This window comes from Malacoplasma penetrans HF-2, assembly GCF_000011225.1.
GTDB classification, from domain to species: domain Bacteria; phylum Bacillota_I; class Bacilli_A; order Mycoplasmatales; family Mycoplasmoidaceae; genus Malacoplasma; species Malacoplasma penetrans.
This window is the reverse complement of the sequence record NC_004432.1, coordinates 1,223,083-1,245,475: the sequence shown is the minus strand read 5'-3', so window position 1 is coordinate 1,245,475 and position 22,393 is coordinate 1,223,083. Positions and strand designations below refer to the sequence as shown.

Annotated in this window: 14 protein-coding genes and 3 rRNA genes; 15 read left to right on the top strand and 2 right to left on the bottom strand. The window is 28.8% G+C overall.

Features of this window, described 5'->3' with window-relative positions:
* The first annotated feature begins 36 nt into the window (after positions 1–36).
* Both pheS and pheT read left to right on the top strand, forming a co-directional pair.
* On the top strand, positions 37–1,062 hold the full coding sequence (gene pheS / locus MYPE_RS04765; protein ID WP_011077743.1) for a phenylalanine--tRNA ligase subunit alpha: 1,026 nt from the start codon (positions 37–39) through the stop codon (positions 1,060–1,062).
* Position 1,063: 1 nt separating this feature from the next.
* A complete protein-coding gene (gene pheT / locus MYPE_RS04760) occupies positions 1,064–3,442 on the top strand; it encodes a phenylalanine--tRNA ligase subunit beta (protein ID WP_044891314.1) in 2,379 nt (792 codons plus the stop codon).
* Positions 3,443–3,484: 42 nt separating this feature from the next.
* Here pheT and MYPE_RS04755 read toward each other — a convergent pair whose 3' ends face one another.
* On the bottom strand, positions 3,485–4,054 hold the full coding sequence (locus MYPE_RS04755; RefSeq protein WP_011077741.1) for a TIR domain-containing protein: 570 nt from the start codon (positions 4,052–4,054) through the stop codon (positions 3,485–3,487).
* Positions 4,055–4,308: 254 nt separating this feature from the next.
* On the opposite strand from MYPE_RS04755, the gene MYPE_RS04750 reads away from it, so the two are divergent.
* From MYPE_RS04750 to MYPE_RS04725, 6 genes are all read left to right on the top strand, one after another.
* Positions 4,309–7,056, top strand: a complete 2,748-nt coding sequence (locus MYPE_RS04750; protein ID WP_011077740.1) for a hypothetical protein — start codon at positions 4,309–4,311, stop codon at positions 7,054–7,056.
* Positions 7,057–7,473: 417 nt separating this feature from the next.
* Positions 7,474–8,985: ribosomal RNA gene (locus MYPE_RS04745) — 16S ribosomal RNA — on the top strand.
* A gap of 244 nt (positions 8,986–9,229) precedes the next feature.
* A 23S ribosomal RNA gene (locus MYPE_RS04740) occupies positions 9,230–12,109 on the top strand.
* A 73-nt stretch (positions 12,110–12,182) separates the two neighbouring features.
* A 5S ribosomal RNA gene (gene rrf, locus MYPE_RS04735) occupies positions 12,183–12,287 on the top strand.
* The 16S, 23S and 5S rRNA genes sit together here, the layout of an rRNA operon.
* A 59-nt stretch (positions 12,288–12,346) precedes the next feature.
* A complete protein-coding gene (gene rpmF, locus MYPE_RS04730; protein WP_011077739.1) occupies positions 12,347–12,526 on the top strand; it encodes a 50S ribosomal protein L32 in 180 nt (59 codons plus the stop codon).
* Positions 12,527–12,599: 73 nt separating this feature from the next.
* Positions 12,600–12,845, top strand: coding sequence for a hypothetical protein (locus MYPE_RS04725; RefSeq protein WP_011077738.1), 246 nt, complete (start codon positions 12,600–12,602; stop codon positions 12,843–12,845).
* Between the two features lie 57 nt (positions 12,846–12,902).
* Here the strand turns inward: MYPE_RS04725 and rpsU are convergent, their stop codons facing one another.
* On the bottom strand, positions 12,903–13,097 hold the full coding sequence (gene rpsU, locus MYPE_RS04720; protein WP_011077737.1) for a 30S ribosomal protein S21: 195 nt from the start codon (positions 13,095–13,097) through the stop codon (positions 12,903–12,905).
* A gap of 162 nt (positions 13,098–13,259) precedes the next feature.
* Here rpsU and MYPE_RS04715 point away from each other — a divergent pair, with 162 nt between their 5' ends.
* The 7 genes from MYPE_RS04715 (at position 13,260) to MYPE_RS04685 (ending at position 22,362) form a co-directional block, all read left to right on the top strand.
* Complete coding sequence (locus MYPE_RS04715; protein ID WP_011077736.1) at positions 13,260–17,636, top strand: PolC-type DNA polymerase III; 4,377 nt, start codon at positions 13,260–13,262, stop codon at positions 17,634–17,636.
* A gap of 387 nt (positions 17,637–18,023) precedes the next feature.
* Positions 18,024–18,536: a translation initiation factor IF-3 gene (gene infC, locus MYPE_RS04710; RefSeq protein WP_011077735.1), complete on the top strand. Its 513-nt coding sequence runs from the start codon at positions 18,024–18,026 to the stop codon at positions 18,534–18,536.
* A 20-nt stretch (positions 18,537–18,556) separates the two neighbouring features.
* The gene (rpmI, locus tag MYPE_RS04705; RefSeq protein ID WP_044891313.1) at positions 18,557–18,754 is read left to right on the top strand and encodes a 50S ribosomal protein L35; all 198 of its coding nucleotides are present in this window, start codon (positions 18,557–18,559) and stop codon (positions 18,752–18,754) included.
* A 23-nt stretch (positions 18,755–18,777) separates the two neighbouring features.
* Complete coding sequence (rplT, locus tag MYPE_RS04700) at positions 18,778–19,125, top strand: 50S ribosomal protein L20 (RefSeq protein ID WP_011077734.1); 348 nt, start codon at positions 18,778–18,780, stop codon at positions 19,123–19,125.
* Positions 19,126–19,323: 198 nt separating this feature from the next.
* Positions 19,324–19,689 (top strand): hypothetical protein, encoded by a 366-nt coding sequence (locus MYPE_RS04695; RefSeq protein ID WP_011077733.1) that lies wholly within the window; start codon positions 19,324–19,326, stop codon positions 19,687–19,689.
* A gap of 212 nt (positions 19,690–19,901) precedes the next feature.
* Positions 19,902–20,399, top strand: coding sequence for a flavodoxin FldA (gene fldA, locus MYPE_RS04690; RefSeq protein ID WP_011077732.1), 498 nt, complete (start codon positions 19,902–19,904; stop codon positions 20,397–20,399).
* Positions 20,400–20,418: 19 nt separating this feature from the next.
* Positions 20,419–22,362 (top strand): hypothetical protein, encoded by a 1,944-nt coding sequence (locus tag MYPE_RS04685; protein WP_011077731.1) that lies wholly within the window; start codon positions 20,419–20,421, stop codon positions 22,360–22,362.
* Positions 22,363–22,393 lie beyond the last annotated feature (31 nt).

Here is a 22,393-nt window from a genome sequence, read left to right as displayed (position 1 = left end):
TAAAATTAATATTGATTTATTTTAAGGAATCCACTAATGACTAAAATTGATTTTGAAAATATTAAAATTTTACAAGACAAAATAAAAGATATTGAAATTGAAAAAAATGTTTATGATGAAAGAAATATTTTCTTAAAAAATTATCTTTCTCCTTTGTACAAAGAACTTAAAGAAATGAGTGAAGAAGACAAAAAGGAATTTGGTAAACAACTAAATCAATACAAAGAAATGATTGAAGATGTTGCAGAAAAAAGAATTAATGAAATTAAAAAACAAAAAATTTTAAATATCAAATCTGAATATGATATCAATCTGCCAGCAGATTATTTTCAATCAGGTGGTATTAATCCAATAGATTTAGTAAAAAATGAAATAGTAAAGTTTTTTAAGAAAGCTAATTTCAAAATACTAACAGAAAGTGAAGTAACTTCAGTTGAATTCAATTTTGATAGTTTAAATATAAAAAAAGATCATCCAGCTAGAAGTATTTCAGATACTTTTTATATTGATGATAAGCAACTATTAAGAGTTCACAATACTGCAATTACATCAAAAGCTTTAAGAATGTTCAATAAAGAAGAAGAAATTAAAGTTCTTTCTCATGGAAATGTTTACAGAAAAGATGATGATGATGCAACACATTCTCATCAATTCAACCAAATTGATATGGTGTGAGTTAAAAAAGGTATGTCTCTAGCTAATTTAAAATGACTAACTGATAAGTTATTAAAATACTTATTTAATGAATCTATCAAGATTAGATACCGTATCTCTCACTTCCCATTTACTGAACCATCTTTTGAAGTTGATATAAATTGTTTTTTTTGTGACTCAAAAGATCATTGTTCTGTTTGTAAAAACACTAAGTGAATTGAAGTTTTAGGAGCTGGATTATTACACCCTAATGTTTTAAAAAATGCAAATGTTAAAAAAGGATTAAGTGGTATAGCATTTGGAATTGGGATAGATAGAATTGCTATGCTTAAATATCAAATTAAAGACATCAGAAGATTGTATGGTAATGATTTCTCATTAATTGAATCTTTTAAAGGAGAAAGATAATATGTTGTTATCAAGAAAACTATTAAACACTCTATTTCCTATTTTTAATAAAGTTTCAAACCAAGAATTAGAAACAATGTTAAATAGTATTGGAGTGGAAGTAGAAAATATAATTAAGTTTCCTAGAACTGAAAATTTGATTGTTGGTGAAATAAAAAAAGTTGAAAAACATCCTAATGCAGATAAATTAAATATTTGTGAAGTTTTCTTCGAAAATAAAATCCATGTGATAATTTGTGGTGCTCAAAATGTTAGACCAGGATTAAAAGTAATAGTAGCTAAAGTTGGCACTAAAATGCTAGATGGCAGACTTATTGAAGCTAAAGACCTTTTAGGTGTTAAATCTAATGGAATGATTTGTGCATATGCTGAGCTAACAACTAAAACTGATGTTTGTTCATATGATGAAATAGAAAACATCATTGAACTTGATAATGATGCAAAATTAAATGATATAGATCCTTTGAAATATATAGGATTAGATGATGAAATATTAGACCTATCAGTTCCATCAAATAGAAATGAACTTAATGGAGTAATACCAATAGCATATGATTTAATTTCTCTTTATTTCCCTAAATCTAAAATTGATTTTTCTTTAAAGAATATAGAAAACCAAAAGAAAACAAGTATCAAGATAAATATAGATAAAGAGCTTTGTAGATTCTTTGGTGTAATAGATGTTAGTAATGTTGAAATAAAAACTTCTAATTGAAAAATTAAATCATTTTTATTGAATTGTGGAATAACACCAATTAATACAATTGTGGATATTACAAATTTAAATGCAATTATTACAAGTGTTCCTTGTCATGCTTATGATAAAGATAAATTAGGGAAAGAAATTGCTGTATCTTTAAATGCTCATAAAGAAAAGTTTTTAGCTTTAAACGATAAAGAGTATGTAGTGGAAAACAAATCTGCAGTTAGTGTTATTTCAAATAATAAAATAGTTTCACTTGCAAGTGTAATTGGGTCTAAAGAAAACTCTATTTCTAATAGCACTAAAAATGTTCTGTTTGAAATTGGAAACTTTGATAATATGGCAATTAGAGATGCTTCTAATAAATTGGGTATAAAAACAAATGCTTCAACACTTGGTTCTAAAACAATTCCATTATGAATTACATATAAGTCATTTGATTACTTAATTGGATTATTAAAAGATCTAAATATTAAAGTAAGTTCAGTTAATTATGTAGGTGATAAATTAAAAGATAATTTAATTGATTTTGATAGCCAAACTATTCAAGATTTATTAGGACAAAAAACTGATGTTGAAAAAAATCTAAAATTAATGGGATTTAATTTTGTTGGCAAAAAAGTTAAAGCACCAGTTTACAGAGAAGACTTAGAAAATATTAGTGACCTTGTTGAGGAGTTAACCAAAAAGATTAATGTTAATAACTTAGAATTAAAACCAATAGAGAGTTCTTTTGTTGATTTTGAATTTGATAATTTTGAAGAAAATTGAAATTTTTTAGAGAAGTATTTTATTAATAAAGGTTTTACCTTAGTTAAAACACTAAATCTAACTTCATTAGAAAACAATAAAGCTTTTAATTTATTTGGTTCTAAAAAAAGTATTAAAATCATGAATCCTATTTCTAGTGAAAGAGAATATTTTAGAAATAATTTAATCCAACAACACTTAGAAGTATTAAGTAACAACTATGCTCATAAAATTAATCTTTACAACATCTTCGAAATTCAGGGATTAAATTATGATGGTTTATGAAATAAACACTTATGTTTAACATTACCAATTGAACACTTTAACAATAAAATTAATAATTCAAAAATAGTAATAGACCTATTATTTATTAAATCAATTCTTACAGATTTATTTAATGTATTTAATATTCCATTTGAAATTAAAGCAATTGAGAACCTATCAAATGATATTGAGTTTATTTCTACTAATAATGGATTTGAAATTTATGTAAAAAACAAATTAATAGGAATTGCTTCTCAAATTAGCCCAGAAATTTTGAATAAATATAAATTAGATAGTAGTAAACCAATTTATTTTGTTGAATTAATAATTAATGACTTATTAGACTCTAAGATTAGTAAATCAATCACTGTAAGTGATGAGAAAAAAGAACATAACATTGCAAGGTCTATAACTTTATCATTAGATAGAAACCAAAATTATAAAAAAATTGAATCAGTTTTAGATAACTATAAAAATAATTTAAATTTATTGGATAAGTTTGAAATTGAATCTGTATTTATTAAAGATAATAAACCTTCTTATACATTTTCATTAGAAATAAACCCAAGTAAATTAAATAAAAAAGAAACAAATGAAATTAATGAAATAGTTGAAAGACTAATTAAAGACCTTATTAATGAAGGTGCTGAGATTAAAAGATAACAAATAAAAAAATCTTCAAGTTATATGAAGATTTTTTTATTTTTACTTAAATGAATTAGCAGGATAGTTGTTAACATTCTCAAGTTCAATCGGTGTTGAATCTAGATCATATTTTGACATCTTACTATAAGCATAAGCTGTATTAAATAGTTTATCTAAGATATTGATATCTCTTTTGATCTTGTCTCAAGTTGTTTCAACCATAAATACATCACTTTTATCAATATTATCTTTTAAGATGTTAGGTAAAACAGTTCTAGGGATTTTAGTACCATACTTTTCAATTAGCTCTGGAAGATAAACAACAACAATCCCACATTTTTCAAAAATACCATATTTAGTCATTGCAGCTCTAACTTCTCAGTCTACCACTCTTCTTTTTTTAGTTTCATTTCCAATTAAAAAAAGAACAACATCTGCAGTTTTTAAAATGCTTTTTTTGATGAAGGGGATAATGTTTTCTTTCTTTGTTAAATAATCTTTTTCTATTCAATCAGGATTAGATTCAATTAATTGAAATAGTTTATTTCCCCTCATTTCATTGCTTTTAACAAGAATATCTTTGTATAAGTAATCACTATTTTCGTAACAACTAATATAAACTTTTTTCATATGATTTTTAACCTATAAGATTTTTTAAATACAATAATATAATATGTTAATCTCAACGATTTTTAAAGCATACGCATTAAAAATTAATGATATTTTACACACTATATGAAATAAATTATATTTAAATTTGCTAATGAAATATTGGAAATATTTTAAGTTTAATCTTTTTTTATTCTTTTTTTTATGCTTTAATTTTATATAAAGATATTTCTTTATCATGTGCCCAGTAGCTCAGTAATTTAACTAGGAGTTCTATGAATTTAACTAAAAAATTGTGAATTAAAGTAAAAGACTCTCAAACACAACAACTTATTATTTCTTCATTATTAACCGATTATTTAGAAAAAGACTTAATAGAAAGTTTTGGTATTTATGAAAAGGACATTAATCAAGAGCTTACCTTTTTAGATAACAACTCTTTCTATTTAACTTTTGATGATAATTTTGATTATTTTGCTTTTTGTAAGTTAATTTCAAAAGAATTTAAAACTAGAATGTTATGTTGAATTTCAGGTAACTTTTTCTATTTTGATGACAATGGATTCTTTTCAAATTCTAAAAATCCTTTTGAAAATGACCAAAATAGCTTCTCTAATCAAGAAGATATATCAGATTTATTTGTAAATTCTGACAGTGAAAAGGAATTTAAAGAGTCTGAAGAAAAAGATAAAAACGATGATGTTTTAGACACAATCCTAGAATCATCAGAAAATTTTTATGTTGAATTAGAAAAGAAGTTAACAGAAAATGAAGAAAAAATAGAAGATGAAATATTAAATAGTTTATCTTCTGAAAGTTTTATAGATGAGTTAAATATGTGAAATGATTTTAAAGAAAATGTTTTAAGTGGAACAGCTTTTGCTGATGATTCTGAAAATAGCAAGGAAAATGAATGTTGCAAAGATGATTGCTGTGAAGAAGTTTGTGCAGAAGATGCTTGCTGCTCTTCTTGCAGCGATGAATTTGACTTGTGTTTATCTGGTTGTTGCAATTGAAATGAATGCTGCTCTAATGATGGATGCAAAGATGAATGTTGTAACCAAGATACAGAAGAGGTTGAAGAACAAGTTATTTTAAGTGAATTTGATGATTTTGGCTTATTAGATTCTAATGATGAATTATTTGTTTTTTCAAACAATGATAGTGAATCAGAAGAAAATTGTTGTTCAACTGATGGAAGCTGTGCTTGCTCAGAAGTTGAAAATGATGACTCTTGTTGTGGAGATTCTTGTTGTAGTGAGGAAGAAAATTCTAATGAATTTGAAGAAGAATATAAATCTTACTTGGATTTATTAGATGCAAATGATGATGAAGAAAGTTGTGAAAATTGTAATTGTTCATCTTCTTCTGATGAGTTAAATCTAGAATTTTTAGATTTCTCTTCATCTGAAGACAAAAAAGAAGACTCTTCATGTTGTGATGAGGACATGTGCTCAACATGTGATGGTTGTTCATGAGATTTTGATTCAGATTTTGATCATAATGAAATTTTAAAAACTCAAATCAATAATTCTAATCAAGAAGATTTTGGTTATGTTGAATATGTAGAAGAAGACAATAAAACTGATGACAATGATTTATCTCATCATTTTGAATGTGTTTGTGAGGATAAAGTTATGGAAGAAACTCAAAATATTAGTACTATAAATAAAGAAGTAGATTTTACTGATAATGAGGAAATTAAAGAGACTGAATCTATCAGTACTCTATTTGATGAGGTAAACGAAATGAAAGCTAATGAAGAAATTTTTAACAAAGATGATGAAAAAAATGAATTAAATTTTGATGATAACTCAAATTCTTCTGTTGTTGAAGAAGAAGAATATGACCAATTATTTTCAAATTTAGAATCTTTAGATGGCAGTGATTCTATAGAAAATATTGAAGAAGAAGTGAATTTAGATTTCTTTAATACACCTTCTATTGAAGATATTAAAAACAAAGATTTAATAACTGCAGAGGAGTTAGAACTTTTATTAGAATCTAATGAAAGTAGTTCTGAACCATTAACTGAACAAAAAATTAATCAAGAATTAGACCTTGATAATCTTTCTGAAGACAAAAAGTCTCTTGATTTTGAATCTTTCTTTACTGAAATTACAAGTGATGATTTAGCAGAAGAGCCAAACTTTAATGATTTTGCAAACCAAGAAGATGCACAATCAGTTGAAGAAGAACCAATTGATTTTGAATCTTTTTTTACAGAAATTACTAATGAAACTTCTGAAAATAATGATGTAAATGTTGAAAATTTAGGGCCTTTCTTTACTGAAATTAGCAATGAAGACTTAATTGAAAAAGCTAGTTTTAGTGATTTAGTTCCAGAAGATCACTCAAGTTTTGATGAACCTGAATCTGTAGATTACAGTGCTTTCTTACCAGAAATTGGGAATGAAAATGAAGTTAAAAGTGAAGTTAAACTTGATTTAGATTCTTTATCTGATGAAAAATTTGTAGACACTGAATTTAATGTTGAAGAATTATATTCTTTCCAAACTAGTGATGATGATTCAAAACCAACAGTTGAATCTCCTTCATCTTTAGAAGAAGAAGTAAAAGAATTCTTTAGTGATTTATCTGCTGAATTATCAAATATTCCAGATGTTGTAGAAAATAAAAAAGAAAATAATGATGACATTGTAATTGAAGATATCTCTATTAATAGTGATTTAGATTCATTAGATTTAAGTTCATCACAACTTTTTGAAACAGAGTTTTTACCTAATGAACTTAAATTAGATGAAGAAATGAACAATCAATTCTCAACTTTAGTTTCTCCTTCTACTGAATCAAGCAAAGAAGCAGATGTTTATGAACCAAATATTTCAGCTGACAAAATTGTTAGCGATAAACAAATTACAAGTGATTTACAAAAATTCTTAGAAGACTTGAAAGTTGAAAAAGAAAAACTAAGAATGAGAAGAGTGAATTTAGAAAAGAAAACAGCAAAAATTAAAAATATGTTTAATGATTTAAATTCTTCATCAGATTTCAACAACTAATTATTAACTATTAATTATATGTAAAAAGCATTTATCCATTTAATGGGGTAAATGCTTTTTTAATTTTTGAACTTAATATTCTTATTTTTTTAGTATTATTAATAAAATGATTTTTTATTTATAAAAATCTTTGCTCTTATTTTTTTAAAAAAATTTTACATTATTAGAAATTAATGCTATACTTATAAAGTTGTATTTAAAAATCACAACTATATATTATGTAAATGATTTTGCATTTTATTTATTTTTAATTAATTTAAATTTATTGCATTGCATTTAATGCTTCAATAAAAAAATTAAAAAAAAGTTTAAAATTTGCTTTTTTGTATATAATATATATGCTTATTAAGAATTTTTTTAATAAGAAATTCTTAACAAGCAAACAGAAAGTTCTTTGAAAACTAAATAGAATCCGTCAATTTTAAGAGTTTGATCCTGGCTCAGGATTAACGCTAGCGGGATGCCTAATACATGCAAGTCGGACGAAGCACTTGTGCTTAGTGGCGAACGGGTGAGTAACACGTATCTAACATACCTTTTAGTGGGGGATAACTGGTTGAAAAACTAGCTAATACCGCATAGGACATTACTATCGCATGAGAAAATGTTTAAAGTTGCGTTTGCAACGCTTTAAGATTGAGGTGTGGCATATCAGATAGTTGGTAGGGTAACGGCCTACCAAGTCTATGACGTGTAGCTGTGCTGAGAGGCAAAACAGCCACAATGGAACTGAGACACGGTCCATACTTCTACGGGAGGCAGCAGTAGGGAATTTTTCACAATGGGCGCAAGCCTGATGGAGCAATCCCGCGTGAACGACGAAGGTTTTTTAAATTGTAAAGTTCTTTTATTGGGGACGAATTGTAAGAAGAGGAAATGCTTTTTATTTGACTGTACCCTTTGAATAAGTATCGGCTAACTATGTGCCAGCAGCCGCGGTAATACATAGGATGCAAGCGTTATCCGGATTTACTGGGCGTAAAGCGAGCGCAGGCGGATTTACAAGTCTGGTGTTAAATATAGCTGCCCAACAGTTATATGCATTGGAAACTGTAAGTCTAGAGTGCAGTAGAGAGTTTTGGAACTCCATGTGGAGCGGTGGAATGCGTAGATATATGGAAGAACACCAGAGGCGAAGGCGAAAACTTAGGCTGTTACTGACGCTTAGGCTCGAAAGTGTGGGGAGCAAATAGGATTAGATACCCTAGTAGTCCACACCGTAAACGATGGTAATTAAATCTTGGTACGGGATGTATCAGGATTGCAGTTAACACATTAAATTACCCGCCTGGGTAGTACATTCGCAAGAATGAAACTCAAACGGAATTGACGGGGACCCGCACAAGTGGTGGAGCATGTTGCTTAATTCGACGATACACGTAAAACCTTACCTGGGTTTGACATCCTCTGCAAAGCTATAGAGATATAGTGGAGGTTAACAGAGTGACAGGTGGTGCATGGTTGTCGTCAGCTCGTGTCGTGAGATGTTGGGTTAAGTCCCGCAACGAGCGCAACCCTTATCGTTAGTTACTTCATCTAGCGAGACTGCCAGCGTAAGCTGGAGGAAGGTGGGGATGACGTCAAATCATCATGCCCTTTATATCCAGGGCCGCAAACGTGCTACAATGGTCGGTACAAACTGTTGCCAATCAGCAATGAGGAGCTAATCAGAGAAAGCCGATCTCAGTTCGGATCGAGGGCTGCAATTCGTCCTCGTGAAGTTGGAATCACTAGTAATCGCAAATCAGCCATGTTGCGGTGAATACGTTCTCGGGTCTTGTACACACCGCCCGTCAAACTATGAGAGCTGGTAATACCTAAAACCGTTAAGCTAACCTCGTGAGGCTTGCGTCTAGGGTAGGACTGGTAATTGGAGTTAAGTCGTAACAAGGTACCCCTACGGGAATGTGGGGGTGGATCACCTCCTTTCTAACGGAGTTAATTAAATTTAATTAACAAATATTAGATATATTTGTGTACTTTATTAAAAAAATCCTAAACTGAAATTTATCTCATGTTATATAAGAGTAAGTTCTAGGTCGGATTCTATTTAGTTTTGAGAGATTTTTCTCTCAAGATAGTTCTTTGAAAACTGAATATTATAACAATCTTTTTAGTCTAATCATACTTGTTATTTTTCTATAAAAATAGCAAGAGGATACAATACAAAACAAAATAAGTTACTAAGGGCCTATGGTGGATGCCTTGGGACTGGAAGGCGATGAAGGACGTGCTAATCTGCGATAAGCTACGGGTAGTTGATAAGAGACGTTTATCCGTAGATCTCCGAATGGGGAAACCCAATAGATAGTGATATCTATTATCTTTTACTGAATAAATAGGTAATTGAAGCGATACCTGGTGAAGTGAAACATCTCAGTAACCAGAGGAAAAGAAAACGAAGTGATTCCGTAAGTAGCGGCGAGCGAAAGCGGAACAGGCCAAACCGGATTAATTTCCGGGGTTGTAGGACTACAATGTGGACTTGGGATAAATAGTAGAAGTAGTTGGGAAGCTACACCATAGAAGGTGACAGTCCTGTAAACGAAATTTATCTCATACCTAGTAGTATCCTGAGTACGGCGGGACACGTGGAATCTTGTCGGAATCTGCCCAGACCATTGGGTAAGCCTAAATACTAACCAGTCACCGATAGCGTATAGTACCGTGAGGGAAAGGTGAAAAGAACCCAGAGATGGGAGTGAAATAGAATCTGAAACCATATGCCTACAACGTGTCAGAGCACATTAATGTGTGATGGCGTGCGTTTTGAAGAATGAGCCGGCGAGTTATTGTTGCATGCAAGATTAAGTAGTAGATACGGAGTCGCAGGGAAACCGAGTCTTAATAGGGCGATTAGTATGTAGCAATAGACACGAAACGGGATGATCTAGCCATGAGCAGGTTGAAGTTTAGGTAACACTAAATGGAGGACCGAACCAACTTTCGTTGAAACGACAGTGGATGACTTGTGGCTAGGGGTGAAATTCCAATCGAATTCCGTGATAGCTTGTTCTCGCCGAAATAATTTTAGGATTAGCGTTGGATTATGAATGCATGAAGGTAAAGCACTGAATGTACAATGGCGCCACCTCGGTGTACTGAGTACAATCAAACTCTGAATGTTATGCATTTTACTCCAGCAGTCAGACTGTGGGGGATAAGCTTCATAGTCGCGAGGGAAAAAGCCCAGATCGCTAGCTAAGGTCCCTAAATTACACTAAGTGGAAAAGGATGTTGAGATACTTAAACAGCAAGGATGTTGGCTTAGAAGCAGCCATCGTTTAAAGAGTGCGTAACAGCTCACTTGTCGAGTGTTTCTGCGCCGAAGATTCAACGGGGCTAAGTGTAATACCGAAGCTGCGGGCTACGCAAGTAGCGGTAGGCGAGTGTTCTATGTGGGATGAAGGTAGATCGTGAGAACTATTGGACCGCATAGAAGTAAGAATGCCGGCATAAGTAACGTATGGAAGTGAGAATCTTCCAAGCCGTATTGACCAAGGTTTCCAGGACGAGGTTCGTCCATCCTGGGTTAGTCGGTCCTAAGGCGAGGCCGAAAGGCGTAGCTGATGGATAACAGGTTAATATTCCTGTACCAATGTATGAATGATGGAGTGACGGAGAAGGTTATTGCAGGCCGGTTATTGGATTCCGGTTTAAGTGTCAAGTTTTGTAAGTTGGCAAATCCGCTTATTGTAATGATGAGGCACGAATACGAACGAACCCTTCGGGTAGTAGTGAAGCTGCATATATCATGCTTCCAAGAAAAACTTCTAGTTTATCATGCATTGACCGTACCGAGAACGAACACACGTGGTCAAGGAGAGTATCCTAAGGCTAGCGAGTTAACTATTGTTAAGGAACTCTGCAAATTAATCCCGTAAGTTCGCAAGAAGGGATGCTCAATTTACATTGAGCCGCAGTGAAGAGCGAGGGGGGACTGTTTAACAAAAACACAGCTCTATGCTAAACCGTAAGGTGATGTATATGGGGTGACACCTGCCCAGTGCCGGAAGGTTAAGGAAGGGGGTTCATCGTAAGATGTGCTCTTAACCGAAGCCCTGGTGAACGGCGGCCGTAACTATAACGGTCCTAAGGTAGCGAAATACCTTGTCGGGTAAATTCCGTCCCGCTTGAATGGTGTAACCATCTCTTGACTGTCTCGACAATAGACTCGGTGAAATTCCGGCAAGGGTGAAGACGCCCTTTAGGTGCGGTTAGACAAAAAGACCCCATGAAGCTTTACTGTAGCTTAATATTGGAAAAATTTATTTCATTTAGAGAATAGGTGGGAGACTTTGAAGCAAGTTTGCTAAGATTTGTGGAGTCACCCGTGGAATACCACCATTGTTTTATGTTTTTTCTAACTTACTCCCGTTATCCGGTAGAAGGACAGTGTTAGGTGGGCAGTTTGACTGGGGCGGTCGCCTCCCAAAAGGTAACGGAGGCGCGCAATGGTACACTCAGCATGGTTGGAAATCATGTGCAGAGCGTAATGGTATAAGTGTGCTTGACTGTGAGACTGACAAGTCGAACAGGTAGGAAACTAGGTCATAGTGATCCGGTGGTTCGGAATGGAACGGCCATCGCTCAACGGATAAAAGCTACTCTGGGGATAACAGGCTGATACTGCCCAAGAGTTCATATCGACGGCAGTGTTTGGCACCTCGATGTCGACTCATCTCATCCTGGAGCTGAAGCAGGTTCCAAGGGTTCGGCTGTTCGCCGATTAAAGAGATACGTGAGTTGGGTTCAAACCGTCGTGAGACAGGTTGGTTTTTATCTACCGTACCCGCAAGAAGATTGAGAAGAGCTGCTCTTAGTACGAGAGGACCGGAGTGGAGATACCTCTAGTGTTCCAGTTGTCACGCCAGTGGCACAGCTGGGTAGCTACGTATCTGATGGATAAACGCTGAAAGCACCTAAGCGTGAAACTAACTTCAAGACTAATCTTCTATTAGAATCGTTATAGACTATGACGTTGATAGGTTAGGTGTGTAAGTATGGTGACATATTTAGCTAACTAATACTAATAATTCGAAAACTTATTTTTATATCCAAAGATAAGGTTGACTAATGATTGTTGTTAAAAAATAATATTCAGTTCTCAGAGAACTATCAAATAATGCAGTGTTAATATTGTAGTGGAAACACCTGTTCCCATCCCGAACACAGAAGTTAAGCACTATGAAGCCAAAGGTAGCTTTTGCAAGAATAGGAAGATGCTGCTTAAAAAGACCCATTAGGGTTTTTTTACTTTAAACTAGCAATATAAAGAAAGGAGATAATAATGGCTGTACCACAAAGAAAAGTAACTCACTCTAGAAAAGCTAAAAGAGGGAGTCATTTACATTTATCTATCCCTACTTTAGTTGCTTGTAAACGTTGTGGCAAGAAAATTACACCTCATAGAGTTTGTAATTCTTGCGGATATTACAAAAACAAAAAAGTTCCTCAAATTGAAGCTTAATTATAAAAAGGTTGTAATGATAAACTTACAACCTTTTTTTGTTATAATTATATAAATCAACTTGTGATCTAATATGAAAAAAACTGATACAGATAAAACCATTAAAACTGATATTGAAAATAACACCTCAAACCAATTTAACTTAACTAATTCAATTGATAAAATTTCTTTAGTTATGCAAAATGAAGAGAAAAATTTTAATAATATTAAAACTTCTCCTAAAAACAGATGATACAACTCAAGCATGTCATTTTTACTAGCCTCTATTTTTGCATTGCTTGGTGTAATGGTAATTTGTTTGATTATTTATTTTAATTAAATGAGTATATAAATAAAAATAAAAAAATGTGAACTAAAAATTCACATTTTTTTAATACTAATAATAGAAACTTCTTCTTTTGTTGTATTTGTTTCTTTTTTTAGCAGCAGCTTTTTCTTTTTCTTTTTTTCTTAAACCTGGTCTTAAATAGAACTCATGTTTTTTGTAAGCTTTTTCAGTTTCAGAAGTAATTCTTTTAAAACTTTTTAGTGCTGCATCTAAGTCTCCGTTTTTAACTTCAACCTTTGGCATATATAAGTAATCACCTAATTTCTTATCATTATGATATAGATTATATCATTTTATTAGTTCAAATAAAGGTAAATTATTATTTTTAATAATTGTTTTATATTGTAGTTTTGCTCTTATAATTTCATATAGTTTTTGATTATTGACTTATGTGGGGTATTATTTATGGCAGATAAAAATAGTATTTATAACTTTTTGTCAAAATTGAATTTAGTGTCTTTGGAAAATTGAAAAAATCATTTTGAAACTAATTGTGATTTTACCATTACAAGAAATAAACAAAATGATTCTATAAATATAAAAATTTCATTTAATAAAGTTTTACCTGCTGACATTTTGATTCCTTTTGTTGATTCATTAAACTTAGTAGATGATAGTGTTTTATTTAATTTAGTTTTTAATTATGACACTTACAACCAAGAAGACATTTTAAATTACTTAATTTATTTTGTTAACCACAACATAGAACAAAAGCAAAAAGGGACAAGTGAAAAAAAAGAATTATTGTATGTTCTTAAATATAATATGGGAATTAAAAAACCAATAATTTCTGAGAATGCTATTTTTTTACATTATTTAGAAAATGATCAAGAAAAATGTATAAAAAAATATTTAGAACATTTTAGAAAATTTTTGAATGATTATGGATTTTCTAAGCATCACTTATCTTACATATTAGATGAAAAAACAATAGATATAATTTCTGACCATAAAAATAAAATTCAAGAAAAAATAAAAAATGAAATAACTGAAGTCAAAAGATCAAGTAATGCTAAAAAAACTGACTCATCTTTCACTTATAAATTTAGAAAAAGTGTTACTGGTGATGTTACAAAATTATCAGATTTATTCTTTGAAATGAAGACTGCCACTATTGAGGGTGAAATTTTTAAAATAGATAAAGTAGTAACAAAAACAGGATATGAAATTTATAAATATTTTGTAACAGACTATAGTGATTCAATTGTTATAAAAGCATTATTTGGGAAAAAAATTAATAAAGATGTTTTATCAGAGTTGAAAGAAGGTGTTTGGGTAAAAGCTAAAATTAGTATCCAAATCGATATGTATGAAAACAATGATATAACAGGATTAATTGAAGAAATTAGTATCATTAGCAAACCAAAAGAATTTATAAGACATGATAATGCATTAATCAAAAGAACAGAGTTGGTAAATCACACCAATATGACTGCTTTTGAAGGTTTAGTTAACATAAAAGAATTATTCAAGTTTTCAAGTGAAATGGGCTATAGTTCAGTTGCAATTACAGATAAATTTAATTGTCAAAACTTCCCTGATTTTTATAATGAGGCAAAAAAATATTCAAAACTGAAAGCAATTTATGGTGTTCAATTTAATATTATTGACAAGAATATACCAATAGTTTTAAATGCAAATGACACTAAAATATCAGATGCCACTTATGTTATTTTTGATATTGAAACTACAGGATTGTCACCATATTATGACAAGATAATAGAATTTGGTGCAATTAAATATCATAAGGGTGTTCAGGTAGAAAGCATTCAAATGTTTATAAATCCTGAAGAAAAAATTAGTGACAAGATTTTTGCTATTACTAAGATTTCTAATGAAGATGTAAAAGATGCTTTAAAAATCAAAGAGGCATTAGTAAAGATTAAAGATTTTATAGGTGATAGTGTTTTAATAGCACATAATGGGATTAAATTTGACTTACCTTTTCTTAACTGTAAATTAGAAGAAAATAAGATGGATATTATTAAAAATCCATTAATTGATACACTTCAAATTTCACGTGCAATAAATGAACAAATTCATGGTCACTCACTTGGAGTAATAGCTAGAAAATATAAAATAGATTATGATGAAACTCAAGCCCATAGAGCAGATAAGGATGCTGAGTACTTGTTAAACATTTGAAAAAGAATGTTAGAAAACCAAAAATTACAAGACATCAAAACTCTAAATGAAATTAATTCTAATCTACAAAATGATTTCTTAAGAGAAAGAAATAGAGGTTCATTAATTACAGTTTATTGTAAGAATGAAGGTGAAATTAGGAATCTTTATAAGTTAATATCAACATCATTAACTAGTAATTTTGATGGAGGTCCTAAAGTTTATTGAGAAAACTTTAATGAATTTAACAATTCTTTTATAGTTTCAAATTCTGCAACTGAAGGTGAAATATTTGAAGCTGCAATGAGTAACACTCAACAAGTTTTAGAAGATATCATTAAAGATAAATATGATTTCATAACAATTGGATCCCCAGAGTGTTTTTTACATGATATCCATAGAGAAATTTATAAAAGAGGATGAATAGAAGATGCTATTAAAAGAATTATTAAAATAGCTAATAAATATAATAAAAAGGTTGTTGCTACATCTGACACATATTATTTAAATGAGAGTGATGAAGTATATTTTAGAGTATATGTAAATGCAAAAGTGTTGGGTGGTAAAAGAAATAGATTATTTAAATATAATGAATTAAATACAGTGTTGCCTAAATATTACTTTAGAACAACTGATGAACTAAAAGATGAATTTTCATTTTTAAATGATCCAGTTTTAGTAAATGATATTGTAGTTACAAATAGTAATTACATTGCAAGTTTAATAGATGCAAACATTAAGCCAATTAAAGAAACATTGCATTCTCCCCATATTGAAGGCGCAAGTGATAAATTAAAACAATTAATTTATCAAAAATCTTATTCTATTTTTGGTGATGCAATGAATAATGATGTAAAAGCCAGAATTGATAGAGAAATAAGTTCTGTAATTGATAATGGTTATGCAATGATTTATTGATTCTCACATTTATTAGTTAAGCAATCAGTAGATGATGGATATGTTGTTGGTTCAAGGGGTTCAGTTGGTTCTTCTGTTGCTGCATGATTGGTTGATATAACTGAAGTAAACCCATTAGAGCCACATTATATTTGTACTAATTGTAAGTATTTTAATTTTGAAAAAAATGTAGATAGTGGGTTTGATTTACCAGAATCAAATTGCCCTAAATGTAAAAGTAAATTAAAAGGTGATGGTCATAATATTCCTTTTGAAACATTCATGGGATTCAAAGGTGATAAAATTCCAGATATTGATTTAAATTTTTCAGCAGTATATCAAGGAAAAGCTCATGACTTCATTAAAAACATGTTTGGTGAAGAAAGAGTTTTTAGAGCAGGAACAATTAGTACAACTGCAGAAAAAACTGCTTATGGATATGTAAAATCATATTTTGAAGAAAGCAAAAAAATGAATGCTAGAAATGCTGAAATTACAAGAATTGCTAAAAAATGTGAAAATGTAAAAAGAACTACAGGTCAACACCCTGGTGGAATAGTTGTTGTTCCTCATGGTAAAGATGTTTATGATTTCACACCTTTTAATTATCCAGCAGACGATAAAACTCAAGATTGATTTACAACACACTTAGCATTTGAATCTTTACACGATTCTTTATTGAAATTTGACATACTGGGTCATGATAATCCCACTATATTAAAAATGCTTACTGAGCAGACTAATGTAAATGCTGATACTATTCCTAATTTTGATAATGATGTAATGGATCTATTTAATAGTACAGATAGTTTAAAAATTAAAAATCCAATGATTAATAAAATTTTAAAAACAGGATCTAGTGGAATTCCTGAATTTGGAACAAACTTTGTAAAAGAAATGTTACTAGTTACTAAGCCTCAAAAATTCTCTGATCTTATTAGAATATCAGGATTGTCTCATGGTACTAATGTGTGAAATGACAATGCAAAATATTTAATTGAAGAAAAAGGATTAACTATTTCAGATGTTATTTCTTGTAGAGATGACATTATGGTTTATTTAATTGATAAAGGAATAACTCCTATTATTGCTTTTAAAATCATGGAAGATGTTAGAAAAGGTAAAGGTTTAAATGAAGAATATCAAAAGGTATTAAATGATAATAATATCCCAACTTGATATATAGAATCATGTAATAAAATTTCTTATTTATTTCCCAAAGCACATGCTACTGCATATGTGATTATGGCTTGAAAAATAGCATGATTTAAGATTTATTATCCATTGCATTTTTATGCATCATATTTTTCTATAAGAATTAAAGTTTTTGATATCAAATCCATTTTAAATGGAGAATCAGAAATCACTAACAAGATTAATGAAATAAAAGAAAAGATGGCTAACCCTAAAACAAAAGCTTTGGTTAAAAATAAAGAATTGGATTTAATCCCTATTTATGAATTAGCTTTAGAATTACTTGGTAGAGGTTATAAATTTGCAAACATAGATCTTAAAAAATCTCTTGCTACAGATTTTTTAGTAGAAGGTGATTATTTAATTCCACCATTTTCAGCAATTGATGGATTGGGTGACTCTGTTGCTACATCAATTGTAAAAGCTAGAGAAGAGAAAATGTTTAGTTCTAAAGAAGACTTTAAGAAAAGAACTAAAGTCACTACAACTCATATGAAAATTATGGAAGAACTAGGAATAACAAGTTCACTAAATGAAGATGACCAAATTTCTTTATTTAACTTCTAATCATTAATTTTATTTATGCATTTAAAATGAACTATTACAGTTCATTTTTTGCTTCTTGGTATAAATGGAATAAGGTTGTTAAAAATCTTTAATTATATTTTTAAAATTATTAAATAATGATATTTAGATATTTTTTTATATTTTATTATTTATTTAAAAAATTTGGTAGAATATATTTTGTATAGAGAAAGTAGTTTTATTACTCACCTGATTTCTTCAATCTTTAAAAATAAAATAGAAATGGGTTAATAGCTTTAAATTATCTTTGAATTAATTTAGTAACTAACTAAATTAATTTGTGCTATTTAATGAAACACACTCTTTATATTTATATGTTGTATATAAATTTGAAAGTGTGTTTTTCTTTATACAAAAATAAGGAAAAATATGAAAAATAAATTTGTTTTAAATGAGCAAATAAGAGAAAATAGATTATTGATCATTGATGATGAAGGTAATAAGCTTGGTGAAATGTCAAAGCAAGAAGCTTTGGATTTAGCTAAAAGCAAAGGAATGGATTTAGTTCTTTTTTCATCAGGTGATAAACCAATTGCTAAAATAATTGACTATGGTAAATTTGTTTATGAAAGTAAAAAGAAGAACAAAGAAAACAAAAAGAACCAAGTTAAAGTAAAAAATAAAGAAATTAAAGTTAAACCAGCTATTGGAATGCATGATCTTCAAGTAAGAGTTAAAAATGCTAAAGAATGATTAGAAAGTGGTTATAGAATCCGTTTTGTTGTATTAACTTATGGAAGAATAGCTACTAAGGTTGATCTAGTTTATGAACTTTATAATAAGTTTATTGAAATGGTTGGAGATGTTGCTACTGTTCAACAACCACTAAAAAAAGTTAGTAATGTTCAATATGAATCATTTTTAATTTCTTCTAAAAAATAATATAGGAGTATATATTTACTATGAAAACTAAACATAAAACAAAAAAATCTGTGTCTAAAAGAGTTATAGTTACAGGATCTGGTAAGTTAAAAAGAAAACAAGCTTATAGATCACATTTAGCTCACAACAAAACAACTAAACAAAAAAGACACTCTAGAAAAGACAGTATAGTATTAAGTGTTGATTCTCAAAGATACAAACACTTAATCAATAATTAATTAAGGATTTGGAGGAATAGAGCATGAGAGTAAAAACTGGACCTACTACTAGAAGAAGAAGAAAATCTTGATTAAAAAAAGCAGAAGGAGCTTGAGGGATAAATAGTACCTCTTATAGAAATGCTAAGCAAACTGTAATGCAAGCTTCTAAATATGCTTATCGTGACCGTAAAAACAAAAAAAGAGATTTTAGAAAATTATGAATAGCTAGAATTAATGCAGCAATCAGAAAAGAAAACTATACATATTCTGCATTTATGCACAAGCTAAAACAAAAAGAAATTGCTATCAACCGTAAGATGCTATCTGAATTAGCAATCCAAAACCCTGAAGAATTCAAAAAATTTGTTCACTCAGTAATGTTGAAGTAATTACATAAAAATGTAAGTTAAATTAAACTTACATTTTTTTATTTTTATAAAACTAATATCTTTTTAAAAAAATATCTTACTTCAATTAATTAGCATATTTGAAATAATACAAAATTTTATTAAAATTAATATAGTTGTATGTTTTAATAGCACTCTATTAATTGAATACATATAATCTTATATTTAAGGTAATTAATTGTGAAAAGAAAAATTATTTTTGGAGTAGAAGTAGGTTTAGCAGCTTTATCTTTTATTATTTGAATGATAATAACAATCTTGTTTTTTGGTTCAACTGCAATTGAAGGTTTTCATGCTAATCTAGCTGTAGAACCAGATAGTACTAAAAGAATCTCAAGTATACCAGGGTTATCAACAATAAGTGATGTTGGTGTTGTTATGGTATTTATGAGTGCAGGGTTATTAACCATATATGCTGGATGTTTAGCTACAATGTATTTTGTTAAGATTAAAAGCAATAAAATATTTTATGCTAATGTTACAGTTTCAATTTTGTTAGCAGTTGGTATAATTTTAGGAATCTTATTTATTTGCTTAAGATTATAAAAATATCAAAACATTTTAAACTCTTCTATTTATATAGAAGAGTTTTTAATTTTATTAATATTGATTAATTAATTTGTATCAATTAAAGATCTATATTTTAAATAAAGCAGTTATTGATAGCCTTTGAATAATTTAATTATTTCTTAATAAATTAATAAGTTAATTTAAAAAAATGGTTTTTTTATTAAATATATTTTTATAATTTATTTGTTATGAAAATAGCTATTATATATGGATCAACTTTAGGGAACACTGAAAGAGCTGCTAATAGTATTGCTCAAGAATTTAACTTACCTAATATAGATATTTTGAATGTTGCTGAAACAAAAGCAGAACAATTAAATCAATATGACAAAATTATTTTTGGATCATCTACTTGAGGTCTTGGTGATTTACAGGATGATTGAGATGAATTTGATTTTGAAAATTTAAAAGTAGAAAACAAGACTGTAGCAATTTTTGGTATGGGAGATAGTGAGGTTTATGCATTTACATACTGTGACTCTATTTCTAAAATACATAAAATTTTAAAATCAAAGAATGCTAATATTGTTGGTTATGTTTCAGATAAAGACTATAAATATACAAAATCTGAATCTGTTGAAAATGGTATGTTTTTAGGTTTGGCATTAGATGATGATAATTATGAGGATTTAACTGAATCTAGAATTAAAAAATGAGTTAATGATATTAGAAAACATTTTGAATAAATGTTTTAATTAAATTACTATGATTAACAATGATATTAAATCATCTTGATTACCTGAATATTATTCATTATTAGAAAATAAACCACCAAAATTTTTATATAGAGTTGATTACAAAAGCCCTGAAGAAGTTTTTCAAAAAGGATTTTCAATTAATAGTCAAAATGAGTTTAGTTTTTTTGACTATTTTTTTAATATTTATTCTTGTACTAGTACTGAAAAAGAAGATTGTTTCATTAATGCTTTTGAAACAGTAAATGAAGCAATAATTAATTTTAGAAAAAATTTATATGCAATCAATGGAAATATAAAAGATCTATATTTGTATTTGATTAGATGTGATGAAAATTTTTTCAGTAAACATATAACTAGATGTACATATCCTTCTGCACTTATTGAAAACCAAGTTATATCAAATAACAAAAATGAAACAAATAAGTTAATTTTTGCATTTAGTGATTATGGTCAAAAATTTACTAATAAATTTGAATGGTTCACAACTAAAAAAATTAGTAGTAACCAAGTGTTTTCTGCTTCGCATATTAAATTAAATTTTAAAAAGAATTCAAATACTAAAAATAAAAATGACTTTACAATAATCCCGGAAATTGAAGATACTATCTTTAGAAATCCTAATTATTTAGATTTGAATACTCAAGCAAATTTAAGGGCTTTTATATATCCTGAATATTTAGCTTCAAAAAAAATTGAATTTAAAAATGAAGCTTATTATTTTGAACACAATGACAAAATATCTTCATGAATGAATGTTCAAAATAAATCATTTGATAGTAACAATATTATTAAACACAGAAAAGATAAACCAATTGTTAAACAAATTACTTTGTTTGATAAAAACAATAAAAAAAAGATTATTAAAGTTAACTTTTACAAAGAAGAATTAAGTTCACTTTTTTATGATGTGTTTATGGAAGAACAAAGATGTTTAAACTATGGTTATAAACAACCAAAACCCTTTGAACTATTATTTACTTATGAAAAATTCCAAGATAAAAGTGTTTACTTAAATGCAAGTACTACTAAAAAAAGGGGAAGAATATTTTTTGTTTCAAAAACAAAAAATAAAGAAGATATTAATAAAATTTATTTTGATAAATCAGGTAGATTTATTTTTGACTTCAATAAAGAATCTGTGCCTTTTGCAATCACACTAACAAATTATGATAAATCTAAAGATATTGCTGAATTTGATATGTTGCCAGCTTGTGAGAATAACCCTAATCAAAATTTTCACTTGGAGCACGCTCATTCAAGTCACTTCTATTTAAAACCAAGTAATAAAATATTCCAGCATTTGGAATTAGCAATTAAGCATAATAATAATTCTTTTGTTTTCTTAAACCCTAAAAAGAAATATAGTTTTGCATATGATTTAATTAACCTTAACTTATCTAAGTATTCTAAAAATACACAAAACTTTATTTATGGAATGAATGTACATGTTCCAGAATTAATTAACATTAATTTATCATGAATGTGAAAATATCAATATTTTAAACCTAATATTTTTCTTACATATAATGACGAAAAAAATGATGTCAAAATAGAACAAGCAAGATCAAATGAAAACAAAAGTGATTTATCTAACTTATTATATTGTTTAAATACTTTAAGTATTTTAATGGTTGATTACAATAACCACTATAAACTTAATACTGATATTTTTGCAATGAAGAATAATGCAAAAGATGGGAAACCATATAGATGGTTAGAATGACAGAAAGTTAATTTATCAAAATATCCAAATAAAAATAATATGTGAGTTTTGAAAAAATGTAGATATGACAAAGATAATTTTTATTGGATTATCAGTTTTTTCAATAATGATTATTTATGGGTGCAACAAAAAGGTGAAAATTGAGGTTTTTTCTTTTTAGCAAATAAAAAAAGTAAGCCTTTAAAATCATCTTCAATATTTTTTCTTAATGAAAATCATATTAAGTAATTTTATTAATATAAAATTATATAGTTTCTTG